Genomic DNA, 17,622 nt, shown 5'->3' with positions numbered 1-17,622 from the left:
CCGCGGATACCCGCGGTGGGCCATCGGCCGTTGTCTTCCCTTTGTCTTTCCTTTGTCTTTCCTCAGCGGAGTGGCCCACCAGCGGCGGTGATGAGCCCGACTCCGATACCGCTTCAGCGCCAGGAGGCCAGCAGCTTCAGCAGTTCCTCCGGCGCCTTCAGGAAATCGTGGTGTCCGCCGTCGACGACGCGGAACTCGACCGAATCCGCGTACTGACGCCACCCCTGCAGCTCGTCGAGGCTCATGTCGGGGTCGTCCCGCCAGTGCAGTACGACGATGGGGCATCCCAACGCGACGGGCTCCGTCCGCCGGTACTCACTCGCGGCGGCGAGATCACGCAGCAGCACGGCCAGGCCCCCGTCGATCATGTCGGGCCGCGGTGCGATGCCCCGGCCGCGGACGATCGGCTCCAGGTCGGCGCGCAGCTCGGATTCGGTCACGGCGAGCATCCGGTCGGGCGAGGCGTCGTGGGGTGCCGGCTGGCCGGAGACGAAGAGGCAGTCCGGCTGGCGCAGGCCTCGTTCGGCGAGCCGAACCGCGGTCTCGTACGCGGGAAGCGCGCCCGAGCGGTGGCCGAAGAACGCGAACGGCCGGTCGGCACGCGGCGCCAGCTGTTCCACCAGGCTGGCGGCGAGGTTGTCGTAGGTGCCGTAGTGGGGTGCGGCCAGCCGGTTCTCGCGGCCGGGGAACTGCACCGGGCTGACCTCGACGTCGTCGATGGCGGCGGGCCAGGCGCTGAACGCCGAGGCCCCGGACCCCGAGTAGGGGAAGCAGAAGAGTTCTGCGCGGTGATCGCCGGACGGCGGCCGGACGAACCACGGCGAGGTGACGGTGGCGATGCCGGGTGTCATGGCGTCCTTCGTTTCTGGGCGACGATGGGCAGGTGGGTCATCCCGGCGATGAAGTACGACCGCAGGTGCTGCGGTTCACCGGCGAGGTCGATGGAGCCGAACCGCTGGAGCAGCTCCTCGAAGAAGACGCGCAGGGTCAGCCGGGTCAGCGGCGCCCCGATGCAGAAGTGCGGCCCGTAGCCGAAGGCCACCTGCCGCTTGGCGTTGCTCCGCGTGATGTCGAAGTCGTGCGGGTCGGTGAACTGGGACGCGTCCCGGTTGGCCGAGCCGATCCAGGCGACGACCGCGCCGCGGGCCGGGATGGTGCCCCCGGCGATCTCGACGTCGTCGACGGCGTAGCGCATGAAGTTGCAGGCGGCCGAGGTCCAGCGCAGGCCCTCCTCGACCAGGTTGGGGATCAGCGTCGGGTCGGCCTGCGCCTTGGCGAACTGCTCGGGGCGCTCGATGAGGGCGTGCACGGTGCCGGAAACGGTGTGCGGTGTCGTCACGTTGGCGCCGAGCAGGATGCTGTAGCCGTCGAGGGCGATCTCCTCGTCGCTCAGCGCCTCGCCTCCCGGCCGGACGCTCATCAGGTGCTGGAGCAGGCTGTCGTCCTCGCCTCCGGACGCGCGCCGCGTTTTGACCCAGTCCTTCACGTAGGTGACCAGCTCGTGGTGGGAGATGGCCAGGGTCGCGGCCTCGCTGCCCTGCAGGAAGTGCGGGTCCGAGGGGGCCGTCACCATCGCGGTCAGCTGGACGAGCTCCTCCCAGTCCCTGGCCGGGATGCCCAGGAGCGGGCCCGTCACCATCGCGGGAAGCAGCAGCGCCTTCTCGGCCAGGTCGAACGTTTCTCCGTCGAGCGCGGGCTGGAGGAAGCGCACGATCGTGGTGCGGATGCTGTCCTCCCAGGACTTCACCGCCCGCGCGGTGAGCTTGGAGCCCAGCGGCCTGCGGACCTCGGTGTGCCGGGGCGGGTCGGTGGAGGTGAGGAGCACCCCGGCGGCCACGTCGTCCGTGCCGAGGTGGGTGGGCACGGTGCCGCGCTCGGAGGTGAACTCGCGGTGGTCGCCGAGCACCCGGCAGACGTCCTCGTAACGCGTGAGCGACCAGAACTCCCGGCCGTCGGGCAGGACTTGATGGTGCAGCGGCGCCTTCTCCCGCATGACGTCCCAGACCGGGTGCGGATCGCCCGACGTGTACAGGTCCAGGTCGAACAGGTCGACGCGATCGAGGTCGATGTCGCGCGGGGCGCCCGGCGTCAGCCTCACGCCACTGCCCTGCCCTGCTCGATCAGCGCGGCCACCCGGGCCGGTGTCTGCGCCAGGTAGAAGTCGCGCACGGACAGCTGGACTCCGTAGTCCTCCGCCACCTGGTCGATGATCTTGATGCCGGTCAGCGAGTTGCCGCCGAGCGCGAAGAAGTCATCGTCCACCCCGACTTCGGCGCAGTCGAGGTGCCGCGCCCACAGCGCCGAGACCTCCTGCACCAGCGGCCCGGGGGCACCCGAAGGCGCGCCCTGTCCCTCCGAAGTCCCGTCCTGCCCCTCTCGCTCCTTGACCTGCGGCGACGATTCCATAGCCAGCCTTTCCTTCCTGCGCCGAATGGGAGTGCCCTGCCCACGCCGTCACGGCCACCGAGGGCCTTTTCCGTCGTCTTGTGGGCGAGATAGATCCTTTGAATGGCTGAAAGGAGTCCGGGGTTTTCTCCTGGTGAATTGTTCACGCCCGGGGGCCATCGCGAAGCCAAGATATTTGGCGGGGAAGCCCCGCACAAGAGATGACAGTGAGCGAACGCCCCGCAGAGCGCCTGTCCCGGCAACAGGACAGCAACTTACGCTCTTCCGCGCCCGGTTTCCGGGGCCCCGGGCGACACTTTCGCGCCTGTGATACATGCGGATCGGCGCGAATCACATCATCCGCTCAAGGATTACTCGAAGAATGCTCAAGGTCGGCTAAGGGCCGGTGTGCGCAGCGAAGCCGACGCGTCCCGGAGCAGTTACGGTGACGGACGGAAATGACCTGCCCGGCAGCTTACCTGGCACGTCGAAGAATTGACTGTTGAAGGGGAGGGACTTCCTTGCTCAAGTCACAAAGGCTCGCGGTGCTGCCCATCGACCTGTACGACCTGGATTCCGAGTTCTCCATCGTTGACGGCCATGAGTACGGAGGCGAATACGACGCCTTCACCTTCGGGTCGTGGTCGTCCCACGTGCTGGCCAACGGCAGCGGCGCGGATTCCGACACCTCCTTCCGCCCCCACGACGGCCGTATGGCCCTCACCGAACTGGGCAAGCAGTTGCCGGGCATCATGTCCCTGGTGACCGAGCACTTTCCCCTGGACCGGTTGCAGTGGGTGCGTATCTTCCGGGCCGAGGACGCGATCCTCGCCCCGCACGTGGACTTCCTCGAATGGGCCGAACCGGGCACCAGGCTGCAGATTCCGCTGCGCACCAGCGAGGAAAACCTCCATTCGGAGAACGACATCGTGTATCACCTCCGCCGCGGTGAGGTCTGGAAGATACACACGACCGACCCTCATTCGACGCGCAGCTCCGCCGAGACGGCCCGTCTTTCCCTCTGCCTCGACTTCGCCGGCGCCGACGAGCCCATCGCGATCCGCAAGGAAGTTCCCGCGACCGAGCCCATCCGCATCATCGAGCGGCCCGAAGCGTCCGAAGCCGAACTGAAGGAACTCCTCGGCGTCGGCAGCAGCTTCTCCCCGGAGTCCATGCGGGCGGAGTTCCGCCGATTCGTCGAGTTCCACTTCGAGCGGAGCTCGCACGCGGCCATGACGTACGACTGGTACGAAGAGGCGGCGCGGCTCACCGGGAGTGCCGACATGGCAGCGAAGGCGCGGGCGTTCGGCACGTACTGCATCGAGAAGCGGGCCGACGGGGAGGTCTTCCTCTGGTGAGACGTCCCGACACCGGGTGAGCCGTCCCGTCACCGGGTGAGCCGTCTCGTCACCATCGTCCGGCCGGGGGCTCTGACCGACCCCCGTTGGACGAACCGCCCGCCAGGCCCGCCCAGTTGCAGGCGGGCGGTGCCGTGAAGAGAGGCCGCTGAACAGGGCGTTCGCAGTGCAGGCGCACACCTCCGCTATTCCGTCTTGCTAAGTACCGGTAGTCAGCGTTACGGTGTACCGGTACTCAACGGCGCTTACTAGCGCAGGGAGGGAGGTGCTGTCATGGCCAAGCTGCTGACGGAGATGCTCAAGGGCACCCTGGAGGGCATCATTCTCGCGTCCTTGTCGGACCGGCCGGCCTACGGCTACGAGATCACAGCGCGGCTGCGGGAACAGGGCTTCTCCGACATCGCCGAGGGCACCATCTACGCGCTGCTCGTCCGGCTGGAGAAGCAGGGCCTGGTCGACGTGGAGAAGGTTCCCTCCGAGAAGGGCCCGCCGCGCAAGGTGCACTCCCTCAACGCCCGGGGACGGGACTACCTCGACGAGTTCTGGAAGACCTGGAACTTCCTCGCCGAACGACTGCAACAGCTCAACGAAGGGAGCAAGTAACCATGTCCGAGGACGAGAAGAGCGGCTTCATCGCCAAGGTGGTCGGGCCCAAGAAGCAGTGGAGGGCCTACAAGGCCCGCGTGAAGGACCTGCCCGACAACTACCGCACCGCGGCCGAGGCCATCGAGCGGTACCTGATGCACTTCGTGCCCGCCGACGCCGAGTCCAACACGGCGATGTTCGACGACCTCGCCGACCTCTTCGAGCAGGCCGCGGCCGACGCCACCCCGGTCCGCGACATCACCGGCGAGGACCCGGCGGAGTTCGCCGATGCCTTCGCCCAGAACTACTCACAGGGCGGCTACGTCCCCGACCGGGCACGCAAGCAACTCGCCGACGCCATCACCCAAGCCGCGAACGAGGCCTGATGACCGCGCGCACGACTGCCTGACCGGCGATCCGCGTGGGGCCTTGAGAAACCCTGGAGAAAGTACGGCGAGAAGTTGCAGGCGCCGCACGACGTGGATATCGATGCGTCGAGGGGCAACAACTTCAGCCGCGCCCGGCCCCCCTCACAACGGCCGTGCTCACATCAACCACCCCCCTTAACCTCAGCCTTCGATCGGGAGGGCCCCATGCCTTCATCTGTCATGCCCACATCCGTAACGAGTGATGGTCGCACGTCGTCGGCCGCCATCTCCGCCGTCGGTCTGCACAAGTCGTACGGCGACAAGACCGTGCTCGACGGCATCGACCTGCAGATCCCGGCCGGGTCCGTGTTCGCGCTGCTGGGTCCGAACGGCGCCGGCAAGACCACCGCCGTGAAGATCCTCTCCACGCTCATCACCGCCGACGCCGGCGAACTGCACGTCGCCGGCCACGACTTGGCCGTCAACCCCCAAGCGGTGCGCGCCGCGATCGGTGTCACCGGTCAGTTCTCCGCCGTGGACGGTCTGATCACCGGCGAGGAGAACATGCTCCTCATGGCCGACCTGCACCACCTCTCCAAGCAGGAGGGCCGCCGGGTCGCGGCCGAACTCCTGGAGCGCTTCGACCTGGTGGAGGCAGCCAAGAAGCCCGCCTCCAGCTACTCCGGCGGCATGAAGCGCCGCCTGGACATCGCCATGACCCTGGTCGGCGACCCGCGGATCATCTTCCTGGACGAGCCCACCACCGGCCTCGACCCCCGCTCGCGGCACAACATGTGGGGCATCATCCGCGGACTGGTCTCCGGCGGCGTGACCGTCCTCCTCACCACCCAGTACCTCGAAGAGGCCGACGAACTCGCCGACCGCATCGCCGTACTCAACAACGGCAAGATCGCCGCCGAAGGCACCGCGGAAGAACTCAAGCGCCTCATCCCCGGCGGGCACGTCCGCCTGCGCTTCTCCGACCCGGCCGCCTACAAGTCCGCCGCCGCCGCACTGCGCGACGTCACCACGGACGACGAGGCACTGGCGCTCCAGATCCCCAGCGACGGCAGCCAGCGCGAACTGCGCTCCATCCTCGACTGGCTGGACACGGAGGGCATCGAAGCCGACGAGCTGACCGTCCACACCCCCGACCTCGACGACGTGTTCTTCGCCCTGACCGGCCCGGCCAACGTCATCAGCCAGACCAAGGAGACCGTCCGATGAGCGCCCTGTCCCTCGCCGTCCGCGACTCGAGCACGATGCTGCGCCGCAACCTCCTGCACACGCGGCGCTACCCGTCCGGAACCCTGAACCTGCTGCTCGCGCCGATCATGCTGCTGCTGCTCTTCGTCTACATCTTCGGAGACGTGATGAGCGCAGGCATCGGCGGCTCGGACCGCTCCGACTACATCGCCTACATCGTGCCGGGCATCCTGATGATGACCATCGGCAGCACCGTGATCGGGGCCGCGGTCTACGTCTCGATGGACATGAACGAGGGCCTCATCGCCCGCTTCCGGACGATGAACATCTACCGCGGCTCCATGATGATCGGGCACGTCATCGGCAGCGTGCTGCAGTGCCTCGCCAGCGTGGTCCTCGTCGGTGCCGTCGCCGTGGCCATCGGCTTCCGCTCCACCGACGCCACGGCCCTGGAGTGGCTGGCCGCGTTCGGGCTGCTCGCACTGTTCGCCGTGGCGCTCACCTGGATCGCGGTCGGCATGGGCGCGGCCAGCCCGAACGCCGAGGCCGCCGCCAACAGCGCCCAGCCGCTGATCCTGCTGCCGCTCATCTCCAGCGCCTTCATCCCGGCCGACACGATGCCCGGCTGGTTCCGGCCCATCGCCGAGTACCAGCCCTTCACGCCCGCCATCGAGACGCTGCGCGGCCTGCTCCTCGGCACCGAGATCGGCAACGACTGGTGGATCGCCCTCGCCTGGTGCGTCGGCCTGATCGTGCTCGGCTACCGCTGGTCGATGGCGCAGTTCAACCGCGACGCGAAGTAAGCGCGCGGGCTGCGGCCCTCCAGCCGTCCCGCTCCAGGGCGGCGTCCTCCGACTCCACGTCGGCGTACGCCGCCCTGTCCATGTCCCGGGCCGTTTCGGCGTCGAGGGGGGCCCGGTTTCAGTGAGGCAGCCGTTGCTGACGCGCGCTGCGGTTCTCGACAGCGAAAGGGGTCGGATCATGGCAGCAACAGCACAGGGACGTCAGCAGGCCGCCCCCAGCGCCCCCGGCGCCTTCGCCTCCTTCGCCCGCTTCGTACTCTGCGGCGGGGGAGTGGGAATCGCCTCCAGCTTCGCCGTGGCCGCCCTCGCGTCCTGGATCCCCTGGGCCCTGGCCAACGCCCTGATCACCGCGGCCTCCACGCTCCTGGCCACCGAGCTGCACGCCCGTTTCACCTTCGGCGCGGGCGGGCGGGCGACCGGGCGCGAGCACGCGCAGTCCGCCGGTTCGGCGGCGGCCGCCTACGCGGTCACCTGCCTGGCGATGCTCGTCCTGCAGCAGCTGGTGGCATCGCCCGGCGTGGTCCTGGAGCAGGCCGTCTACCTCTCCGCCTCCGCGCTCGCGGGAGTCGCACGGTTCATGGTCCTGCGCCTCGTCGTCTTCACCCGCAACCGCTCACAGGCCGCGGCCACCCCGCGCGTCATGCGTCCCGTACACGCGACCATGGCGCACCCAGCGCCCCCAGCGCACCCGGCCGGCCCCACGGTCCCGGTCCTGTGCCACGCGGCCTGAAGGTTCCTCCGGCGCACCGCGTCGCCCCCTGCGTGACAGGCATGAAAGAAGGCCCGCCGGTGCCCTCGGGGGATGTGGGGCGCCGACGGGCGGTTCGGGGCTCCGCGCGGGCTCGTGGCACGCGGAGGAGCTCACGACCCCGAGCATCCCGCCGAGCACTCGACGGAAACTCGCGGGCCGGTGGAATGCCGGGCGGCGTCGTCCGGTGCTCTAACCGTCTTCGAGCGGCACGGCAGAAGCTGGTCGGTGGTTCATCACGACGGCCGGAAGGGGAAGCTCATGACGGCTCCGGACGACGTGCCGGACGATGTGCCGAACGATGTGCAGGTCGACGGGTCGGACGATGTGCCGATCGGCAAGCAGCGCGGCACGGTCGCCGAACTCGCGGCCATACGTGCCGCGATGCGCCGGGGCCCCGGCGACAAGGCCACCGAGGCACAGCACGCCAAGGGCAAGCTCACGGCCCGCGAGCGGCTGCGACTCCTCTTCGACGACGGCCGGTTCACCGAGGTCGAAGGGTTGCGCAGACACCGGGCGAGCGGCTTCGGCCTGGAGGACAAGCGCCCCTACACCGATGGTGTGGTCACCGGCTGGGGCCGGGTGTTCGGACGTACCGTCTTCGCCTACGCCCATGACTTCAGGATCTTCGGAGGCTCCCTCGGCGAGGCGCACGCCGAGAAGATCCACAAGATCATGGACATGGCCGCCACAGCGGGAGCGCCCATCGTGGGCCTGTGCGACGGAGCGGGAGCGCGCATCCAGGAAGGGGTGACCGCGCTCGCCGGATACGGCGGCATCTTCCAGCGCAATGTACGCAACTCCGGGGTCATCCCGCAGATCAGCGTGATGATGGGCCCGTGCGCGGGCGGGGCGGCCTACTCCCCGGCGCTGACCGACTTCGTGTTCATGGTGCGCGGCACCTCGCAGATGTTCATCACCGGTCCTGACGTGGTGCAGGCCGTCACCGGGGAGCAGATCAGCCAGAACGACCTGGGCGGCGCGGACACCCACGCGACTGTCTCCGGGGTGGCGGGATTCGTGTACGACGACGAAGCCAGCTGCCTCGCCGATGTCCGCTACCTGCTGTCCTTCCTGCCCGCCAACAACCGTGAGCAGCCGCCGACGGAAGCTTGCGCAGACCGGCTCGACCGGCCCGACCGGCTGACACCCGCCATGCGCGACCTGGTGCCGTCCGATGCCAAGCAGCCGTACGACATACGGAAGGTCATCGGGGAGTTCGTCGACGCCGGCGACTTCTTCGAGGTGCACGAGTTCTGGGCGCCCAACGTGGTGTGTGCCCTGACCCGGCTTGACGGTCATGTCGTCGGCATCGTCGCCAACCAGCCCGCCTCGCTCGCCGGTGTCCTCGACATCAAGGGCAGCGAGAAGGCGGCCCGCTTCGTGCAGATGTGTGACTCCTTCAACATCCCGCTCGTGACGCTGGTGGACGTGCCCGGGTTCCTGCCCGGCGTCGACCAGGAGCACGGCGGCATCATCCGGCACGGCGCCAAACTCCTCTTCGCGTACTGCAACGCTACGGTTCCCCGCATCCAGCTGATCCTGCGCAAGGCATATGGAGGCGCGTACATCGTCATGGACTCGCGTTCCATCGGCTCGGACATGTCGCTGGCCTGGCCCGGCAACGAGATCGCGGTGATGGGGGCCGAAGGCGCCGCGGACGTCGTCTTCCGGCGCGAGATCGCGGCCGCCGACGATCCCGGGTTCGCCCGCGAGCAGTACATCAAGGAGTACCGGGACCAACTCATGCACCCGTACTACGCCGCCGAACGCGGCCTGGTGGACGATGTCATCGACCCCGCGGAGACCCGCGTGCGGCTGATCGACGCCCTCTCCGTACTGCGCACCAAGTACGTGGCGCAGCCCACCCGCAAGCACGGGAACCAGCCCCAGTGACCGCGCCCCGTGGGCCGCTCGTCGTCGTGGCGGGCAACCCCACCCCGGAGGAGCTGGCCGCCGTCACCGTCGCCCTGCTCGCCCTCGTGGGGCGGTCGGGCGCCCGGGCATCAGGCGGCGGGGCGTCAGGCGCCGGGGCACAGGAACGCGAAGTCGGCCGGCCGCCCTGGGTGCGCCATGGTCGCGGGTACGGGAGGGATGGCGCGCGAAGTGGTCGCGGCCTGTGAGCGGTTGCTGTGATCAGGAGTCGAGCCGGTCCGGTGCGGAGTTGATCCGGTGCGGAGCCGATGGACTAGGCGGTCAGCGGGCGTTCACGCCGTCGGTTCCTCGCCCAGTGCCCTGCGGACGAGCGCGCCGACGTCCTGCCCCGGCATGAGCCCGGCGAGTTGGGCGCGCAGCCACCCCACCTTCTCGTCCACGACCGCCGGGTGCATGCGCGGCAACGGGGTCGCCTCGGCAGCCCGGAGGAAGGCGGCGATGGCGCGTTCGGCGACCTCGCGGGCGCCGGCCTCCTGGACGGTGAGGACCAGCTGCAGTGAGTCCTCGTCGCCGACGGCCGCGGGGCAGGCGTGGCCCGGCGGCAGATAGACGGCGCTCGTGCGGTGCAGAGTGATCGTCACCGGCACCCGTCCGTAGGCGAGATTCCAACTGCTGCTGCCGTCCAGCTGAAGCACGAACGCGTGATCGGCCTCGGCCGCCGGCGGGGGAGTCAGGGTGCCCGACGGGGTGAGCACCAGGGCTGCCCGCGCGTCGGCGGCCCAGAGGTCCTCACGCAGCGCGGTGACGAGGTCCGCGATGCCGGGGAGCCACTCGCCCGGCGCGTCGAAGCGCACGCTCTCGCCGGCCGCGAACCGCTCCCCGGCAGCCGGATCGCGTTCCCACAGATCGGCCGGCGCGGGTGCGTCGGGCAGCGCGCGGCAGTGGAAGGACGCGGGCCTGATGTTCCACACCTCGCCGAAGAACGCGTCGGTGTCACCGACGAGTCCGGCGAGCCTGATCGGCAGACTGCGCGCACCGGTGCCCGTACCGGTGATGCCCGAGGGGCCGGTTTCCGGGGAATGGGCGCCTGGGGAGGTGGGGTCGAGCGCGACGGTCATATGTCTGCGTACCTTCCTGCTCCGCACGGTGACGGGCACCCACGTTATGAGTGCCGCCACGGCAGGGGCAATGGCAGGTGCCGTCTCTCGAGGGGAAGTCCAGCGCTTCTGCAGCGGGCTCGCGCAATGATGCCGCTTCGACGCAATCATCGCAGTTCAGGGCGGTGCGCAAGGCTCACGGGCCTGCCTTGCCCAACCCGCTCGAAGCAGACTTGAGTTCGGCTGCACACACGACAGCGATTGATTGACGCCCTCCCGGTGCCCTCATAGTTTCTCGTCCGTCACGGCGAACTCTCGCAGCGTGCAGCGATGGACCCCGGAGGGAGATTCATGGGCCAGGTAGTGGACGTCCGGATACTCGACAGTTCGGGGAACGTCCTCTGGCAGGGAACGGAAAGCGACTACCCCGCCGCGCTCGGCGCCATCAACCCCGACAACTCGGCCCTGCGCATGCTCGCCGACGGTGACCCCGCGCATCGCTGCACACGCGACGACGTCATGCGCACCGCGGAGACCCTGCAGCTAGTCAGCCGCCGCGGCGCACCGCACGGCTTCCTGACGACCCTGCCGCGCGGCACGGTCCTGGAAGCGGGTGTGGACGCCTTCAACGCGAGGCACCTGGCCGGACTCGAGGTCAACACCGTGCACCTCCCGCTGGTGTTCGACGGATCCGCCGAGCCGATGCGCGAGCTGACCGGCCGATACGCCGAACAGGACCGGATGTTCGAACTCACGGACGCGGACGCGGACGCAGACGCGGGCGGTGACGGCGAAGGCGAAGGTCGGCTCACCCTGGCCTACGCGACCGCCCCCAGCCTCTTCTCCTGGCTCAAGGACTCCGTCCTGCAGCGGGCCAGGCTGCCCTACGCGATGCACAGCCCGCAGCCGGTCTTCCGCCGCTTCGAGCCCGACGAGACAGACATCCAGCGCCGCCGCCAGCTCAACGTGTCCGACGTCCACATCCTGTGCCACCCCGACGACGTCGCCGAGCGCTATCTGCACGCCCTCCGGCACGCCGCCGAGTCCACCGCGTACTGGTTCCAGCAGGACTACGTCCACGTCCTGGACTCCGTCGCAGGCACCGGCCACGACACCGACGACTTCCACCAGCGGTGCGCCAAGGCCGCGGGCGGCATCACCGTCGTACGACGACTCGCCGCGCACCCCGAGCACTGGGCGCAGCAGAGCGGCATCCTCGTCTCCTCGGGCTACGAACTCGTGGCGCTGCAGAACCTGAGGCTCGACGAGACCAACGCGCGCCGCTTCAACGTTCGCGTGGACACCGGGGAACACCCCAGCCTCATCCACGCCCGCGTCGCCGCGGGCGGCTCACGACTGCTTCCGCTGGTGATCGGCCGGGGCCTTGCCGGCCTCGGGCCGCAGGCGATCCCTGCCGAACTCGCCTGGAACCAGGTGGTGTTCCTGCCGCTGGCCGAGAAGCACGTGGGCCGCGCCTACGAACTGGCCGGGCCGCTGTGGATCGACGGCGTACGCACTGCGGTCGACCTGGAGTTCAAGCAGCCGATCGGGGCCCGCATCGCCGGACTGCGGCGCGAATGGCAGCCGCTGTACTGCGTGGTCGGTGACCGTGAACTGTCCGAGCAGCCGCGCTTCCAGTCCGGCGGCAGGGCGCCCATCGACCTGGACTACCAGGACTTCCTGGCCGAGCAGTTGCCCGGCTGGCTGCGTTGCCGCCCCGACACCCCCGTCGGGGCCGCCCCCCTGCCACTCGTGAGCGCCTAGCCAAGCGTCCGGGCTTGGTCGAGGCACAAGGTCGAGGCACAAGCGCCTCTCCAGCGGTGATGCATAGCCTTCGAGCGGTGTATGACCCTGCACCGCAACGCGTGTCCGCCGACGTGTCTGCCTGCGCTCGCGGACCAGCACCGACAGGAGCAGACACACGTATGACCGTGCAAACCACTGCCGCCGACGGGCTAGGGGCGAGCGACAAAGAGGTACGCCGTCTGGATCGGGTGATCATTCGTTTTGCGGGTGATTCGGGTGACGGTATGCAGTTGACGGGGGACCGGTTCACGTCGGAGACGGCGTCGTTCGGGAATGATCTGTCGACGCTGCCGAATTTCCCGGCGGAGATCCGGGCGCCTGCCGGGACGCTGCCGGGGGTGTCGTCCTTTCAGCTGCATTTCGCCGATCACGACATCCTCACGCCGGGGGATGCGCCGAACGTGCTGGTGGCGATGAACCCGGCGGCGTTGAAGGCGAATATCGCCGATGTGCCGCGCGGTGCGGAGATCATCGTGAACACGGACGAGTTCACCAAGCGGGCACTCCAGAAGGTCGGATACGCCTTAAACCCCCTGGAGGACAGCACACTTGACGCCTACCAGGTGCATCCCGTCCCGCTGACGACGCTCACGGTCGGGGCGCTTCAGTCCCACGACCTGTCGCGCAAGGACGCCGCCCGGTGCAAGAACATGTTCGCGCTGGGCTTGTTGTCGTGGATGTATCACCGGCCGACCGAGGGCACGGAGCGGTTCCTGCGGTCCAAGTTCGCCAAGAAGCCCGGCATTGCCGAAGCCAATGTCGCGGCGTTCCGGGCGGGCTGGAATTTCGGGGAGACGACGGAGGACTTCGCGGTCTCCTACGAGGTGGCCCCGGCGGCGGCGGCGTTCCCGGCGGGCACGTACCGCAATATCTCGGGGAATCTGGCGTTGTCGTACGGGTTGATCGCGGCGGGCCGGCAGGCGGATCTGCCGTTGTATCTGGGCTCGTATCCGATCACTCCGGCCTCGGACATCCTGCACGAGCTGTCGCGGCACAAGAATTTCGGGGTGCGGACGTTCCAGGCGGAGGACGAGATCGCGGGGATCGGGGCGGCGCTGGGGGCCGCGTTCGGCGGGTCGCTGGCGGTGACGACGACGTCGGGGCCGGGGGTGGCGCTGAAGTCGGAGACGATCGGGCTTGCGGTGTCGTTGGAGCTGCCGCTGCTGGTGGTGGACATCCAGCGGGGCGGGCCGTCGACGGGGTTGCCGACGAAGACCGAGCAGGCCGACCTTTTGCAGGCGATGTTCGGGCGCAACGGGGAGGCGCCGGTGCCGATCGTGGCGCCGAGGACCCCGGCGGACTGTTTCGACGCGGCGCTGGAGGCGGCGCGGATCGCGGTCACCTACCGCACCCCGGTGTTCCTGCTGTCGGACGGCTATCTGGCCAACGGCTCCGAGCCGTGGCGGATCCCGGACACCGACGAACTGCCCGACCTGCGGGTGCAGTTCGCCTCCGGACCCAACCACACCGAGGCGGACGGCACGGAGGTGTTCTGGCCGTACAAGCGGGATCCGCAGACCCTCGCCCGTCCGTGGGCGATTCCGGGGACGCCGGGGCTGGAGCACCGGATCGGCGGGATCGAGAAGCAGGACGGTACCGGCAACATCTCCTACGATCCGGCCAACCACGACTTCATGGTCCGCACCCGCCAGGCCAAGATCGACGGAATCGCCGTGCCGGACCTGGAGGTCGACGACCCCACGGGCAGTGCGGACACCCTCGTCCTGGGCTGGGGCTCAACGTACGGCCCCATCACCGCAGCGGTCCGCCGCCTGCGCAGCACAGGTGAGGCGGTTGCCCAGGCGCACCTGCGCCACCTCAACCCCTTCCCGTCCAACCTGGGCCAGGTACTGCGCTCCTACGACAAGGTGGTGATCCCGGAAATGAACCTGGGCCAACTCGCCACCCTCATCAGGGCTAAATATCTCGTGGACGCGCACTCGTACAACCAGGTCAACGGAATGCCGTTCAAGGCGGAACAGCTGGCCACGGCTCTCAAGGAGGCCATCGATGACTGACTCCGACAACGGGCTGCTGCAACTGGTGCCCAAGGCCGAGGCCAAGCAGTCCATGAAGGACTTCAAGTCCGACCAGGAGGTGCGGTGGTGCCCGGGCTGCGGGGACTACGCCGTCCTGGCCGCCGTGCAGGGCTTCATGCCCGAACTCGGCCTGGCCAAAGAGAACATCGTCTTCGTCTCCGGCATCGGCTGCTCCTCGCGCTTCCCGTACTACATGAACACCTACGGGATGCACTCCATCCACGGCCGCGCCCCCGCCATCGCCACCGGACTGGCCTCCTCCCGACGGGACCTGAGCGTGTGGGTGGTCACCGGCGACGGCGACGCCCTGTCCATCGGCGGCAACCACCTCATCCACGCCCTGCGCCGCAACGTCAACCTCAAGATCCTGCTGTTCAACAACCGCATCTACGGCCTGACCAAGGGCCAGTACTCCCCCACCTCCGAGGTCGGGAAGATCACCAAGTCGACGCCGATGGGCTCCCTGGACGCCCCCTTCAACCCGGTCTCCCTCGCCATCGGCGCGGAGGCGTCGTTCGTGGCACGCACGGTGGATTCGGACCGCAAGCACCTCACCAGCGTGCTGCGCGAGGCCGCCGAGCACCCCGGTACCGCCCTGGTGGAGATCTACCAGAACTGCAACATCTTCAACGACGGCGCCTTCGAAGTGTTGAAGGACAAGCAGCAGGCCGAGGAGGCGGTGATCCGGCTGGAACACGGCCAGCCCATCCGCTTCGGCCCCGACGGCTCGAAAGGCGTCGTACGCGACCCGGCCACCGGCGACCTCGAAGTCGTCCCGGTCACCCCGGAGAACGAACGCGACATCGTGGTCCACGACGCGCACTCCACCTCCCCGACGACCGCCTTCGCCCTCTCCCGCCTCGCCGACCCCGACACCCTGCACCACACCCCCATCGGCGTCTTCCGCAACATCCAACGCCCCGTCTACGACACCCTGATGGCCGACCAGCTCGACACCGCCATCGAGCAGAACGGCAAGGGCGACCTCGCCGAACTCCTCGCCGGAAACGACACCTGGACCGTCGTCGGCTGACGTCGCTCGGTCCTCGTCGTACGGAATGGGAAGCGCGAAGCGATGAATCGCACCACAGCCGGCGAGTCGGGGCTTCCCTGGGCGATGCGCCAGTACGCGGGCTCCGGTACGGCGGTCGAGTCAAACGCCCGGTACAAGCAGCTGATCGCGAACGGCACGACGGGTCTGTCCGTCGCCTTCGACCTGCCCACGCAGATGGGCCATGACAGTGATGCGCCGATCGCGAGCGGCGAGGTCGGCAAGGTGGGGGTCGCCATCGACTCGATGGACGACATGCGGGTCCTGTTCGGCGGCATCCCGCTGGACCGGGTGTCGACGTCGATGACGATCGACGCCCCAGCCGCACTGCTGCTCCTGATGTACCAACTGGTGGCCGAGGAGCAGGGTGTCCGGGCAGACCGATTGACGGGCGCGATACTGAACGACGTCATGGGGGAGGACATCGCGCGTGGGACGTGCATCTTCCCGTCCAAGCCCTCGCTGCGTCTGATCGCGGACGTCTTCGAGTACTGCCGGGCCGAGATCCCGAAGTGGAACACCATCTCGATCTCCGGCTCCGGCCGGCACACGGCCGAGTCAGAAGCGACGCCCACCGCGCGGGAGACGGCCATCGAGACCCAGCAGGCCGAACGCCTCGCCAAGCTGCGCGCCTGGCGGTGCGCCGAACGCGTGGCGGATGCCCTGTCGCTGGTAAAGGAGGCGGCGGCGGGGACTGACAACGTCCTGTATCCGATGCGGGAGGCACTCGCCGCCGGGGCCACCGTCGGCGAGGTCTGTGACGCGCTGCGCGAGGTGTGGGGCACGTACGTCCCGGCCGACTAGGGCGTCCGCGGCCCCGGTATTCGTATCTGGCGGGAGCCCACGCCACCGAAGGCGTGCGCGAGGTCCGTCTCGGACTCCAGGACCGCGGCAAGGCGGCGCACTCCCTCGCGGATCCGCTCCGGCGTCGGATAGCAGTAGGACAACCGCAGTTGGCGGCTGCCGGACCCGTCCGCGTAGAAGCCGGTGCCCGACGCGTAGGCCACACGGGCGGCCACGGCGCGCGGCAGCATCGCCTTCGTGTCCACGCCGTCCGGCACGGCCAGCCACACGTAGAAGCCGCCGTCCGGCCGGGTCCACGTACAGCCGGGAGGCAGATACTGCTCCAGTGCGGACAGCATCGCGTCGCGGCGCTCGCGGTAGTTCTCCCGGAACAGCTTGATCTGGCCCTGCCAGTCGTGCGTGGCCAGGTAGCGCGACACGATCATCTGGTTCAGCGTGGGCGGGCACAGCGTCGCCGACTCCGTGGCGAGCACCAGCTTCTCCCGCACCGCGGGCGGCGCGAGGACCCAGCCGACCCGCAGGCCGGGGGCGAACGTCTTGGAGAACGAGCCCAGGTAGACCACGTTGTCCGGGTCGAGCGAGTGCAGCGCCGGGTAGGTCTGGTCGTCGAGGCCGAGCAGGCCGTACGGATTGTCCTCGACCACCAGCACGTCGTACGTGCGACAGATCTCCAGGATCTCCGCCCGCCGTTCGACCGCCAGCGTCACACCGGCCGGGTTGTGGAAGTTCGGGATCGTGTACAGCAGTTTCACGCGCTGCCCGGTGATCCTGGCTTGTCGCAGCGCCGCCCGCAGTGCCTCCGGCACCAGGCCGTGCTCGTCCGTCGCCACGTGCGCGACCTGCGCCTGGTACGCGGCGAAGGAACCCAACGCGCCTACGTAGGACGGGCCTTCGGCCATCACCACGTCGCCCGGATCGCAGAACAGCCGGGTCACCAGGTCGAGACCCATCTGCGAGCCGACCGTCACCACGACGTCGTCCGGGTGCGCCGTGATTCCCTCAAGCGTCATCACGTCGCAGATCTGTTCCCGCAGCAGCGGCAGTCCGTGCGCCGACGCGTACTGCAGTGCCGTCAGGCCGTCCTCCGCGATGATCTGAGCGACCTGCGTGGCGAGTGACTCCAGGGGCAGCGCGGTCAGGTTCGGCATGCCGCCTGCCAGCGAGACCACTTCCGGCCTGCTGGCGACCGCGAACAAGGCCCGTATCTCCGAGGCCGTCATGCCCGCGGTGCGCGCGGCGTACCGGCCGCTGTGCGGGTCGAAGTGCGGGTCGAGGTGCTGGTCGAGGTGCCGGTGGAGATCCCGGTCGAGTACGGTGCGGCCGCTCTGCGGTTTCGCGGGTCCGTGCCCGGTCACCCCGTCGTTCGCCATCAGCATGATCTGTCCGTCCGCCGATCCTGGTTCAGCCTCGCCAGGCAGCATGGGCGCCTTCGCTCAATGACCGCTCAAGTCCTCCTCGCAGCCCACTACGGAACGGGCTGACCGCACATGACTGTGG

General features: G+C 68.9%; 17 protein-coding genes. 12 read left to right on the top strand and 5 right to left on the bottom strand.

Going from position 1 to position 17,622, the window contains the following annotated elements; translation table 11 throughout:
* Positions 1-113: 113 nt before the first annotated feature.
* Genes ACWFR3_RS10590 through ACWFR3_RS10580 form a run of 3 tightly spaced genes read right to left on the bottom strand, consistent with a single transcriptional unit; the run spans position 114 to position 2,406 of the window.
* Positions 114-851: a thioesterase II family protein gene (locus ACWFR3_RS10590; RefSeq protein WP_453734183.1), complete on the bottom strand. Its 738-nt coding sequence runs from the start codon at positions 849-851 to the stop codon at positions 114-116.
* Positions 848-2,098, bottom strand: a complete 1,251-nt coding sequence (locus tag ACWFR3_RS10585) for a cytochrome P450 (RefSeq protein WP_453734182.1) — start codon at positions 2,096-2,098, stop codon at positions 848-850. Before ACWFR3_RS10585 ends, ACWFR3_RS10590 begins: the two co-directional genes overlap by 4 nt.
* Positions 2,095-2,406 carry a phosphopantetheine-binding protein gene (locus ACWFR3_RS10580; RefSeq protein ID WP_453734181.1) on the bottom strand — a complete coding sequence of 104 codons (312 nt, stop codon included), beginning with the start codon at positions 2,404-2,406 and terminating at the stop codon, positions 2,095-2,097. The genes ACWFR3_RS10585 and ACWFR3_RS10580 overlap by 4 nt, the downstream gene beginning before the upstream one ends.
* A gap of 500 nt (positions 2,407-2,906) precedes the next feature.
* Here ACWFR3_RS10580 and ACWFR3_RS10575 point away from each other — a divergent pair, with 500 nt between their 5' ends.
* The 8 genes from ACWFR3_RS10575 (at position 2,907) to ACWFR3_RS10540 (ending at position 9,576) form a co-directional block, all read left to right on the top strand.
* Positions 2,907-3,743 (top strand): putative nonproteinogenic amino acid hydroxylase, encoded by an 837-nt coding sequence (locus ACWFR3_RS10575; RefSeq protein WP_453734180.1) that lies wholly within the window; start codon positions 2,907-2,909, stop codon positions 3,741-3,743.
* Between the two features lie 273 nt (positions 3,744-4,016).
* On the top strand, positions 4,017-4,346 hold the full coding sequence (locus ACWFR3_RS10570; RefSeq protein WP_453734179.1) for a PadR family transcriptional regulator: 330 nt from the start codon (positions 4,017-4,019) through the stop codon (positions 4,344-4,346).
* 2 nt (positions 4,347-4,348) lie between these two features.
* Positions 4,349-4,714 carry a DUF1048 domain-containing protein gene (locus tag ACWFR3_RS10565; RefSeq protein ID WP_453734178.1) on the top strand — a complete coding sequence of 122 codons (366 nt, stop codon included), beginning with the start codon at positions 4,349-4,351 and terminating at the stop codon, positions 4,712-4,714.
* 222 nt (positions 4,715-4,936) lie between these two features.
* Positions 4,937-5,923, top strand: coding sequence for an ATP-binding cassette domain-containing protein (locus ACWFR3_RS10560; protein WP_453734177.1), 987 nt, complete (start codon positions 4,937-4,939; stop codon positions 5,921-5,923).
* Complete coding sequence (locus ACWFR3_RS10555) at positions 5,920-6,705, top strand: ABC transporter permease (RefSeq protein ID WP_453734176.1); 786 nt, start codon at positions 5,920-5,922, stop codon at positions 6,703-6,705. The genes ACWFR3_RS10560 and ACWFR3_RS10555 overlap by 4 nt, the downstream gene beginning before the upstream one ends.
* A gap of 178 nt (positions 6,706-6,883) precedes the next feature.
* Entirely contained in the window at positions 6,884-7,435 is a 552-nt protein-coding gene (locus ACWFR3_RS10550) for a hypothetical protein (RefSeq protein ID WP_453734175.1), read from the top strand.
* Between the two features lie 279 nt (positions 7,436-7,714).
* Positions 7,715-9,349 carry an acyl-CoA carboxylase subunit beta gene (locus ACWFR3_RS10545; protein ID WP_453734174.1) on the top strand — a complete coding sequence of 545 codons (1,635 nt, stop codon included), beginning with the start codon at positions 7,715-7,717 and terminating at the stop codon, positions 9,347-9,349.
* Entirely contained in the window at positions 9,346-9,576 is a 231-nt protein-coding gene (locus tag ACWFR3_RS10540) for an acyl-CoA carboxylase epsilon subunit (RefSeq protein WP_453734173.1), read from the top strand. The genes ACWFR3_RS10545 and ACWFR3_RS10540 overlap by 4 nt, the downstream gene beginning before the upstream one ends.
* An 84-nt stretch (positions 9,577-9,660) precedes the next feature.
* Here ACWFR3_RS10540 and ACWFR3_RS10535 read toward each other — a convergent pair whose 3' ends face one another.
* Complete coding sequence (locus ACWFR3_RS10535) at positions 9,661-10,446, bottom strand: hypothetical protein (protein ID WP_453734172.1); 786 nt, start codon at positions 10,444-10,446, stop codon at positions 9,661-9,663.
* A 330-nt stretch (positions 10,447-10,776) separates the two neighbouring features.
* Here ACWFR3_RS10535 and ACWFR3_RS10530 point away from each other — a divergent pair, with 330 nt between their 5' ends.
* From ACWFR3_RS10530 to ACWFR3_RS10515, 4 genes are all read left to right on the top strand, one after another.
* Positions 10,777-12,189, top strand: a complete 1,413-nt coding sequence (locus tag ACWFR3_RS10530) for a His/Gly/Thr/Pro-type tRNA ligase C-terminal domain-containing protein (RefSeq protein WP_453734171.1) — start codon at positions 10,777-10,779, stop codon at positions 12,187-12,189.
* 161 nt (positions 12,190-12,350) lie between these two features.
* A complete protein-coding gene (locus ACWFR3_RS10525) occupies positions 12,351-14,249 on the top strand; it encodes a 2-oxoacid:acceptor oxidoreductase subunit alpha (protein ID WP_453734190.1) in 1,899 nt (632 codons plus the stop codon).
* Positions 14,242-15,303, top strand: a complete 1,062-nt coding sequence (locus ACWFR3_RS10520; RefSeq protein WP_453734170.1) for a 2-oxoacid:ferredoxin oxidoreductase subunit beta — start codon at positions 14,242-14,244, stop codon at positions 15,301-15,303. Before ACWFR3_RS10525 ends, ACWFR3_RS10520 begins: the two co-directional genes overlap by 8 nt.
* 42 nt (positions 15,304-15,345) lie before the next feature.
* The gene (locus ACWFR3_RS10515; RefSeq protein WP_453734169.1) at positions 15,346-16,125 is read left to right on the top strand and encodes a methylmalonyl-CoA mutase family protein; all 780 of its coding nucleotides are present in this window, start codon (positions 15,346-15,348) and stop codon (positions 16,123-16,125) included.
* Here the strand turns inward: ACWFR3_RS10515 and ACWFR3_RS10510 are convergent.
* Entirely contained in the window at positions 16,122-17,546 is a 1,425-nt protein-coding gene (locus ACWFR3_RS10510; RefSeq protein ID WP_453734168.1) for an aminotransferase-like domain-containing protein, read from the bottom strand. The two genes, ACWFR3_RS10515 and ACWFR3_RS10510, sit on opposite strands and share 4 nt — an antisense overlap.
* Between the last annotated feature and the right edge of the window lie 76 nt (positions 17,547-17,622).

This window comes from Streptomyces sp. NPDC055189 (assembly GCF_053606765.1).
Note: the sequence above shows the minus strand (reverse complement) of the source record. Positions and strands in the feature narration are given on the sequence as shown.

Coding starts and splice junctions, on each gene's coding strand:
- ACWFR3_RS10515 (WP_453734169.1), top strand. CDS start 15,346: ATGAATCGCACCACAGCCGGCGAGTCGGGGCTTCCCTGGGCGATGCGC.
- ACWFR3_RS10570 (WP_453734179.1), top strand. CDS start 4,017: ATGGCCAAGCTGCTGACGGAGATGCTCAAGGGCACCCTGGAGGGCATC.
- ACWFR3_RS10510 (WP_453734168.1), bottom strand. CDS start 17,546: ATGCTGCCTGGCGAGGCTGAACCAGGATCGGCGGACGGACAGATCATG.
- ACWFR3_RS10590 (WP_453734183.1), bottom strand. CDS start 851: ATGACACCCGGCATCGCCACCGTCACCTCGCCGTGGTTCGTCCGGCCG.
- ACWFR3_RS10530 (WP_453734171.1), top strand. CDS start 10,777: ATGGGCCAGGTAGTGGACGTCCGGATACTCGACAGTTCGGGGAACGTC.
- ACWFR3_RS10535 (WP_453734172.1), bottom strand. CDS start 10,446: ATGACCGTCGCGCTCGACCCCACCTCCCCAGGCGCCCATTCCCCGGAA.
- ACWFR3_RS10550 (WP_453734175.1), top strand. CDS start 6,884: ATGGCAGCAACAGCACAGGGACGTCAGCAGGCCGCCCCCAGCGCCCCC.
- ACWFR3_RS10560 (WP_453734177.1), top strand. CDS start 4,937: ATGCCCACATCCGTAACGAGTGATGGTCGCACGTCGTCGGCCGCCATC.
- ACWFR3_RS10555 (WP_453734176.1), top strand. CDS start 5,920: ATGAGCGCCCTGTCCCTCGCCGTCCGCGACTCGAGCACGATGCTGCGC.
- ACWFR3_RS10565 (WP_453734178.1), top strand. CDS start 4,349: ATGTCCGAGGACGAGAAGAGCGGCTTCATCGCCAAGGTGGTCGGGCCC.
- ACWFR3_RS10580 (WP_453734181.1), bottom strand. CDS start 2,406: ATGGAATCGTCGCCGCAGGTCAAGGAGCGAGAGGGGCAGGACGGGACT.
- ACWFR3_RS10525 (WP_453734190.1), top strand. CDS start 12,351: ATGACCGTGCAAACCACTGCCGCCGACGGGCTAGGGGCGAGCGACAAA.
- ACWFR3_RS10520 (WP_453734170.1), top strand. CDS start 14,242: ATGACTGACTCCGACAACGGGCTGCTGCAACTGGTGCCCAAGGCCGAG.
- ACWFR3_RS10545 (WP_453734174.1), top strand. CDS start 7,715: ATGACGGCTCCGGACGACGTGCCGGACGATGTGCCGAACGATGTGCAG.